This window comes from Porticoccus sp., assembly GCA_023261185.1.
Classification (GTDB): Bacteria; Pseudomonadota; Gammaproteobacteria; order Pseudomonadales; family Porticoccaceae; genus Porticoccus; species Porticoccus litoralis.
Genome location: JALRJN010000063.1, coordinates 1 through 8,245 on the forward strand (window position 1 = coordinate 1; position 8,245 = coordinate 8,245).

Genomic DNA, 8,245 nt, shown 5'->3' on the forward strand with positions numbered 1-8,245 from the left:
CATTCCCGCAACCAGGATTCACTGAATTTCATTGGTCACCAAATCTATTAATAGCTTTAAATAAACGGCGTAACTATTTGTTTTAAAATTGATTTAAGAATTGAAGGTCATTCTCAAAAAACAGCCGCAAGTCATTGACGCCGTAGCGCAACATAGCGAGACGCTCCACACCCATACCAAAAGCAAATCCGGAAAATTCCTCCGCATCAATCTTGCAGTGGGCAAACACATTAGGGTGAACCATGCCGCAGCCCATCACTTCCAGCCAGCCTGTGTTCTTACAGATACGACAGCCTGCCCCACGACAATTCGTACACTGAATGTCTACCTCAGCAGAGGGCTCCGTAAAGGGAAAATAGGAGGGCCTAAAACGTACGGGAAGATCCGCCTCGAAGAAAGCTTTGAGAAACTGATCAATGGTCCCCTTGAGGTCAGCCATACTGACATCACGGTCTACTACCAACCCCTCCACCTGGTGAAACATGGGGGTATGGGTCAGATCGGAGTCACAGCGATAGACTCGGCCAGGACAGATAATGCGAATCGGCGGCGCCTGGGTTTCCATGGTGCGAATCTGTACCGGCGAGGTATGGGTCCTCAGCACCGTGTTCTCAGTGACGTAAAACGTATCATGCATGGCCCGCGCCGGGTGATGGGCAGGAATATTAAGGGCCTCGAAGTTATGGTAATCATCTTCAATTTCAGGTCCCTCTTCCACCTTGTAGCCCACTTGGGTAAAGAAGGATTCTATGCGTTCCATCGTATGGGTAATGAGATGCAAACCACCACTTTCCTCACCACGACCCGGCAAGGTGACGTCCACCGACTCCTTGGCCAGCTGCTCTTCGACGGCAGCATTTTCCAAGCTGTCCCGACGCACATTGATCTGCACTTGTAGCTGTTGCTTGACTTCGTTGATTCTGGCACCCGCTGCCGGGCGCTCTTCAGCGGACAACTTGCCCAGTCCCTTCAGGAGATCGGTCAATTTCCCCTTCTTACCCAGAAACTCCACCCGCACCTGATCAAGAGCGGCAAGGCCATCCGCCTGTTCAATGGCCTGCTGCGCCTCGCTGGCCAGAAGCTCCAGATTTTCCATAGTCACAACCTTTACAAGGAGTTATTAGTAACAAAAAAGGGAAAGAGCTGCGGCCCTTTCCCTTTTCAATTGGCAGTATTCAATACCGGTGTACCGGTAGTGAATATTAAGCCAGGGCAGCCTTCGCCTGTTCTACAACAGCGGCAAAAGCAGCCTTATCGTGAACTGCCAGATCCGCCAGAACGCGACGATCAAGTTCAATGTTGGCTCTTTTCAGGCCAGCAATCAGGCGGCTGTAGCTCATACCCTCAACACGGGACTGAGCGTTGATACGGGTAATCCAAAGAGCGCGGAAAGTACGTTTCTTGACGCGACGGTCGCGGTAGGCGTACTGACCAGCTTTGGTTACTGCCTGTTTAGCAACACGAAATACCCGGCTGCGAGCGCCGTAGTAACCTTTTGCTGCCTTCAGGATTTTCTTGTGGCGACGGTGTGCGGTGACACCTCGTTTTACACGTGGCATATCAATATCCTCTCAAATAAATCAGCTAATCAGGAACGCAGCATGCGATCGACCAGTGGCGCATCAGAACCGTTCATGGTGCTGGTGCCCCGCAGATGACGCTTACGCTTCTGGGACATTTTGGTGAGGATATGACTTCTGTTAGCGTGCTTGTGCTTGTAGCCAGCGCTGGTTTTCTTAAAGCGCTTGGCCGCACCGCTATGGGCTTTTGCTTTTGGCATTTTGGTTCTCCGTTTTATGACGGGTTACTAATATGGAGAAGTCACTCCCGGACAGTCTGCCAAAGGCTGAACGCGGGTAGTGCCGTAGGTATTGATTGTGGGATAAACCACAGCTTACGGATTACTTCTTCCTGCTCTTGGGGGCAATCACCATGGTGAGTTGACGCCCTTCCATTTTGGGGAACTGCTCAACGGTTCCCAGCTCCTCGAGGTCCTGCTCAATGCGTTTGAGCATTTCCATACCGAGTTCCTGGTGAGCCATCTCACGACCACGAAACCTCAGGGTTATCTTGGCCTTATCCCCATTTTCGAGGAACCGGATCAGGTTACGTAACTTGATCTGGTAATCCCCAATGTCCGTTCCCGGACGAAACTTCATTTCCTTAACCTGGGTCTGCTTCTGCTTCTTACGCTGAGCAGCCTGCTGTTTTTTGGCTTCAAACAGCTTTTTGCCGTAGTCCATGACCTTGCAGACCGGTGGTTCGGCATCCGGTGAAATTTCCACCAGATCCAGGCCGGCTGCCGTCGCTGCACTCAAGGCTTCTTCAATACTGACAATGCCAGCCTGTTCGCCATCGGCATTGATCAAACGCACTTCGAGAACATCGATCTCTTCATTCATTCGAGACCGTTTTGCTGTCCCCTTGCCATAATTTTTCTTGATAATCCAATCTCCAACTTCAGTCTTGTAAACGAACGCGACCGCGGCGTTTGACGTCTTGGGCGAGAAGCTCTGCAAAGGCTGAAACCTGCATAGTGCCGAGGTCTTCACCGCTCCGGGTACGTACTGCCACGGTCTGCGTTTCTACCTCCCGATCACCGATTACCAGTAGATAGGGAGTCTTCTGAATTGTGTGCTCGCGGATTTTAAAGCCGATCTTTTCGTTTCTCAAGTCATTTTCAACCCGGAACCCCTTGTTTTTCAAGGCATCCACCACGCCAGACACATATTCAGCCTGGGAATCTGTGATATTCATCACCACTGCCTGGCATGGGGCCAGCCAAGTGGGAAAGGCACCTTCATAGTGTTCAATCAAAATGCCGATAAAACGCTCAAAGGAACCGAGGATGGCTCTGTGCAACATCACCGGCACCTGCCGGGAACCGTCCTCCGAGACGTATTGGGCGTCCAGGCGACCGGGCATGGAAAAATCCACCTGAATAGTGCCGCACTGCCAGACACGCTCAAGGCAATCTTTCAGGGAAAATTCAATTTTTGGCCCATAAAAGGCCCCTTCTCCAGGCAACAGCTCGTAATTCAGCCCTTTCGCGACCAGCGCGTCGGCCAGCGCTTTCTCGGCCTTATCCCAGACCTCGTCACTACCAACCCGCTGCTCGGGACGGGTAGAGAGGCGAATAATCACATCCTCAAAGCCGAAGTCTTTGTAGACCTCGAACAACAAATCGGTAAATACCGAAACTTCGCCCTGAATCTGCGACTCGGCACAGAAAATATGAGCGTCGTCCTGCACAAAGCCACGAACACGCATCAGGCCCTGTAGCGTACCGGAGGCCTCGTTGCGGTGACAGGAACCAAATTCCGCCAGGCGCAACGGCAGATCACGATAGCTTTTAAGCCCCTGATTAAAGACCTGAATATGACAAGGGCAGTTCATGGGCTTAACGGCATAATCCCTGGCCTCGGACTCGACCGTAAACATGTTGTCGCGGAATTTGTCCCAGTGACCAGAACGTTCCCACAAAGTGCGATCGACCACCTGCGGCGTTTTAATTTCCCGGTAGCCGTTGCGAATCTGCACATCACGCATGTAACTTTCAATCTGCGTGTAGATGCTCCAACCCTTGGGATGCCAGAACACCATTCCTGGGGCCTCTTCCTGGAGGTGGAACAGATCGAACTTCTTGGCCAGTTTTCGATGATCCCGTTTTTCAGCTTCTTCAAGGCGATGGAGGTAAGCTTTCAGTTCTTTTTTACTGGTCCAGGCAGTGCCATAGATACGTTGCAACATTTCATTGTTGGAGTCTCCCCGCCAATAGGCGCCGGCGACTTTCATCAACTTGAAATACTTCAGCTTGCCCGTGGATGGCACGTGGGGGCCACGACAGAGATCTTCAAAATTACCCTGGCGATAAAGAGACAACTCCTCATTACTGGGAATGCTCTCAATGATCTCTGCCTTGTAGGCTTCTCCGAGGCCTCGGAAATAGCTTACCGCTTCGTCCCGAGAAAGTACGCGACGCTCCACATTGCTGTCCGCCTCTGACAGCTCGGTCATTTTGGCCTCAATAGCCTCCAGATCTTCCGGCGTAAAGGGGCGCTCGTAGGCGAAGTCGTAGTAGAAACCGTTTTCAATCACAGGGCCAATGGTGACCTGCGCCTCAGGAAACAGTTGTTTCACCGCCTGCGCCAGCAAATGGGCAGTGGAGTGACGAATGATTTCCAACCCTTCATCCGAGCGCTCGGTGATAATGGCCAGCTCGGCGTCCTGCTCAATGACATGAGAAGTATCCAGCAGCTGCTCATCGATCTTGCCCGCAAGGGCTGCCTTGGCGAGGCCCGGGCCGATATCGGCGGCGATCTCATGAATGGAAACAGGTTTTGAATAGGTACGTTGACTGCCGTCAGGAAGGGTAATTACAGGCATTATGCGATCCTTTCCAGTGGTGACCCCTACCAAAGGCCACATGGTTTATGCTGCATTGCAGCGCCAAAAGAGTGAGCCGGGCATTCTAACGCCATCACATGGAGAATCAAACCGTTATCCAGCCCGAAAAGCCGCGATTCAGGCTTGTCATGCTGCAGGTCGACTGGTAAATTACGCGCCTCTTTGCAGAGCTTCAAGACAATAGGCACGTAGCTCAGTTGGTTAGAGCACCACCTTGACATGGTGGGGGTCGGTGGTTCGAATCCACTCGTGCCTACCAAACAGGAAAGCCCACCCATCGGTGGGCTTTTTTTTGCCTGGCATTCAAGCCGGGTGCACAAAAATTGCCAGCAGGGTTACACTGCGCCCTGCTCAGAATGACAGAATAATGAGGAAACCCCCATGCCAAGAATACTAATAGCCGCCCTTACCCTGTGTTTGTTCCTGGCGGGCTGTGCCACTTCTGCAGAAAAAGCCGCTCTTCAAACGGTTGAAGGCAAGCCTATCAGCCAGTTGGTAAAGATGTTCGGTGAACCGGATGGGCAGTCCAACAAAGGGGACACGACTATTTATTACTGGCAGCAAACCGAGCGCACACAGTTACAGAACACCAAAAAGGATACCGCCTTCACCAACAACACTATTGACGTCAGCTGCCGCCTGTATGCCTATACAGACAGCAACGACATTGTCGAAAAAACCAAACTTGAGGGTGACTATTACGTCTGTGGTTTTTTCACCCACAAACTCACGACCTATGGTCGCCGTTAATCTGCAACTATTTTGGTCGCAGCGGGTCTACCGTTTAACACTTGGTAATCGAAACCAACACCCCAAAACAGAATAAAGGCACTCCGATGAATAAATTAATTGTTTCAGCTATCGCAGTACTGCTGCTGATGACAGCTAATGTGCAGGCTGCAGATGGCGACAGTTATACCTGCACGATTGCCAGCATCTATCGAACTGGGGCCGGGGCCTCCGTTGACTCGAATGGCGAAACATTCAAGTTCAGTATCAGTGGTGATGTGTTGACCATTACTAACAGCAGTGGCAACAAAACAGAAAATCATGACCTGAAGTTGCAGATCAATAACAACTATGCCGCCATGGCTAAAAATGAAGGCATGATCTTCTCCTACCGCTTTGGGAGTGGTGCCTTCGAATGGTCCACCGGAATCGGAGAGTCCGGTTTCAACCGGGACCAGGGGCACAGTGGCCAGCAGATGCGCTTTGCCGGCACCTGCGCAGCTGATTAATGCGGTAGCATCGCTTACTGAAAAGCCCACCATTAAGGTGGGCTTTTTGCTTGTGCCGGGTTTATCTTTTCACTGAACGCTGCACCCGGCGATCACGTCGTATCTAATCACCCTGCGCTGCAGCCAATCTTGATCAAGATATTCCCGCACGGATTCATTGCAGAACAGTTCGCCCGCATCGTTTCGATCACGAAAAATCATGACAAGCACCCACACTCCTAACTCAAATTCTAGGAGGGAAATAAAAATGGTGCCATTGAGATAGAAGTTAATCGTTGTTAGGGGAACTACTGGATAACATGAAAGGGTTTTAGGGTACCCCATCCACCTGCTGCTTCAACTTGTGAACCCGATCTCGCAACCGGGCGGCCTCTTCAAATTCAAGATTTTTGGCACATTCGAACATCTGTTTTTCAAGCATATCAATCTGATGCCAGATATCGCCGGAACTGCTGGCAAGAGCTTGCTCGGCTTCATACTTCCCAGATCGCTCGGCCACCTTGCGACCTCCCTTTCCGGGAATGCTCCGGGCTCCTTCCATGATATCAGCAACCGACTTTTTAATGCCCTGGGGCGTCACATGGTGTTCGCGGTTAAACGCCACCTGCTTTTCCCGACGACGCTCAGTTTCATCCATGGCTCGCTGCATAGAACCGGTTATCTTGTCGGCGTATAAAATGGCACGGCCGTTGACATTTCGGGCCGCTCGCCCGATGGTCTGGATCAGCGATTGCTCTGATCGCAGGAAGCCTTCCTTATCAGCATCAAAAATGGCCACCAGCGCCACTTCCGGCATGTCCAGCCCCTCACGCAGCAGATTGATGCCCACCAACACATCAAATTCACCGAGACGCAGGTCGCGGATAATTTCCACCCGCTCAACCGTTTCTATATCCGAGTGCAAATACCGCACCCGCACACCATGCTCATCCAGGTATTCAGTCAGGTCTTCTGCCATACGCTTGGTAAGCACCGTAATCAGTACGCGTTCACCATGGCCGACACAGAGGTTGATCTCGGAAAGCACATCGTCCACCTGAGAACTTGCCGGGCGCACCGTAATCTGGGGATCAACCAGCCCCGTGGGCCTGACCACCTGCTCCACGACCTGTCCCGTTTTTTCCGCCTCGTACTTGCCGGGCGTTGCCGACACAAAGATGGTTTGAGGAGCTAAACGCTCCCACTCATCAAAGCGCATGGGGCGATTATCCAGCGCTGAAGGCAACCGAAAACCGTATTCCACCAGTGTTTCCTTGCGGGATCTGTCGCCCCGGTACATGCCCCCTAACTGGGGAATGGTCACATGGGATTCATCCACCACCAGCAGGGCATCAGCAGGCAAGTAATCATAGAGTGTCGGCGGTGCTTCCCCCGGCTGCCTTCCAGAGAGGTAACGGGAATAATTCTCAATACCCGTGCAGTAACCCAGTTCCTGCATCATTTCCAGATCGTAGCGGGTGCGCTCGCGCAGGCGCTGCTCTTCCACCAGTTTGTTGACAGAACGTAACTGTTCAAGCCGCTCTGCCAACTCCACCTTGATCGCTTCAATCGCCTCAAGAATGGTATGCCTGGGGGTCACATAGTGAGATTTAGGGTACACAGTCACCCGCGGCACCCGTCCAAACACCTCACCGGTTAACGGATCAAATAGCGAAATATTCTCCACTTCGTCATCAAACAGTTCGACCCGCACCGCTTCGTTGTCAGAATCTGCCGGGTAAATATCGATCACATCGCCACGCACACGGTACGTGGCTCGCTGAAAAACAGAGTCGTTGCGACTGTATTGCAGCTCCGCCAGACGGCGTAAAACAGCCCGTTGATCCACCCTGTCACCGCGGACAAGGTGCAAAACCATCTTCAGGTAGGATTCCGGATCCCCGAGGCCGTAGATAGCCGATACGGTGGCCACCACGATGACATCTTTCCGCTCCATCAATGCCTTGGTAGCCGACAAGCGCATTTGCTCAATGTGCTGGTTAATCGAGGCATCTTTTTCAATAAAGGTGTCAGAGGAAGGCACATAGGCCTCGGGCTGGTAATAATCGTAATAGGAAACGAAGTATTCCACGGCATTGTCTGGGAAAAACTCACGGAATTCACCGTACAGCTGCGCGGCCAGGGTTTTGTTGTGGGCCAGAACAATGGTAGGCCGCTGTACCTGGCTGATGACATTCGCAATCGTGAAGGTTTTGCCCGACCCAGTCACACCGAGCAATGTCTGTGCTGCCAACCCGGCGTGTAGACCATCGACCAACTTTTTAATGGCTTCAGGCTGGTCCCCTGCCGGTTGATAAGCACTTTTAACCGTAAACTCTTTCGCCACTCAGGGCTCTCCAGAATCATCCAACAAAACGTCATATTATACGCCACAAAAACCCGTAAAATGGCCCGGGAGCAGGGCTTGACTACCCCAAATGCGATCTATAAGATACGCGCCTCTCAACGAGACCATTCCGCCTTAGCTCAGTTGGTAGAGCAAATGACTGTTAATCATTGGGTCGCTGGTTCGAGCCCAGCAGGCGGAGCCAGGGTGATTAGCTCAGTTGGGAGAGCGGCGCCTTTACACGGCGTAGGTCGGCGGTTCGAACACGTCATCA

The 8,245-nt window shown here is 52.1% G+C and carries 8 protein-coding genes and 2 tRNA genes; 4 read left to right on the forward strand and 6 right to left on the reverse strand.

The features are described 5' to 3' along the window. Positions 1-82: 82 nt before the first annotated feature. The 5 genes from pheS to thrS all read right to left on the reverse strand — a co-directional run bounded on the left by pheS (position 83) and on the right by thrS (position 4,386). The gene (gene pheS / locus ACYZYZ_RS05770; RefSeq protein ID WP_461483583.1) at positions 83-1,096 is read right to left on the reverse strand and encodes a phenylalanine--tRNA ligase subunit alpha; all 1,014 of its coding nucleotides are present in this window, start codon (positions 1,094-1,096) and stop codon (positions 83-85) included. A gap of 106 nt (positions 1,097-1,202) precedes the next feature. Further along, on the reverse strand, positions 1,203-1,559 hold the full coding sequence (gene rplT, locus ACYZYZ_RS05775) for a 50S ribosomal protein L20 (RefSeq protein ID WP_305169214.1): 357 nt from the start codon (positions 1,557-1,559) through the stop codon (positions 1,203-1,205). Between the two features lie 29 nt (positions 1,560-1,588). Then, on the reverse strand, positions 1,589-1,780 hold the full coding sequence (rpmI, locus tag ACYZYZ_RS05780; protein ID WP_305169215.1) for a 50S ribosomal protein L35: 192 nt from the start codon (positions 1,778-1,780) through the stop codon (positions 1,589-1,591). A 121-nt stretch (positions 1,781-1,901) separates the two neighbouring features. Next, the gene (infC, locus tag ACYZYZ_RS05785) at positions 1,902-2,552 is read right to left on the reverse strand and encodes a translation initiation factor IF-3 (protein WP_439651637.1); all 651 of its coding nucleotides are present in this window, start codon (positions 2,550-2,552) and stop codon (positions 1,902-1,904) included. Then, the gene (gene thrS / locus ACYZYZ_RS05790; protein ID WP_461483584.1) at positions 2,461-4,386 is read right to left on the reverse strand and encodes a threonine--tRNA ligase; all 1,926 of its coding nucleotides are present in this window, start codon (positions 4,384-4,386) and stop codon (positions 2,461-2,463) included. The genes infC and thrS overlap by 92 nt, the downstream gene beginning before the upstream one ends. A gap of 203 nt (positions 4,387-4,589) precedes the next feature. Here thrS and ACYZYZ_RS05795 point away from each other — a divergent pair. From ACYZYZ_RS05795 to ACYZYZ_RS05805, 3 genes are all read left to right on the forward strand, one after another. Next, positions 4,590-4,666: transfer RNA gene (locus ACYZYZ_RS05795), tRNA-Val, on the forward strand. A gap of 122 nt (positions 4,667-4,788) precedes the next feature. Then, positions 4,789-5,157, forward strand: coding sequence for a hypothetical protein (locus ACYZYZ_RS05800; RefSeq protein WP_461483585.1), 369 nt, complete (start codon positions 4,789-4,791; stop codon positions 5,155-5,157). 86 nt (positions 5,158-5,243) lie between these two features. Beyond that, positions 5,244-5,645 carry a hypothetical protein gene (locus tag ACYZYZ_RS05805; protein ID WP_461483586.1) on the forward strand — a complete coding sequence of 134 codons (402 nt, stop codon included), beginning with the start codon at positions 5,244-5,246 and terminating at the stop codon, positions 5,643-5,645. A gap of 310 nt (positions 5,646-5,955) precedes the next feature. Here ACYZYZ_RS05805 and uvrB read toward each other — a convergent pair whose 3' ends face one another. Then, on the reverse strand, positions 5,956-7,971 hold the full coding sequence (gene uvrB / locus ACYZYZ_RS05810; RefSeq protein ID WP_461483587.1) for an excinuclease ABC subunit UvrB: 2,016 nt from the start codon (positions 7,969-7,971) through the stop codon (positions 5,956-5,958). A 129-nt stretch (positions 7,972-8,100) separates the two neighbouring features. On the opposite strand from uvrB, the gene ACYZYZ_RS05815 reads away from it, so the two are divergent. Further along, positions 8,101-8,176, forward strand: a tRNA-Asn gene (locus ACYZYZ_RS05815). The last annotated feature ends 69 nt before the right edge of the window (positions 8,177-8,245 follow it).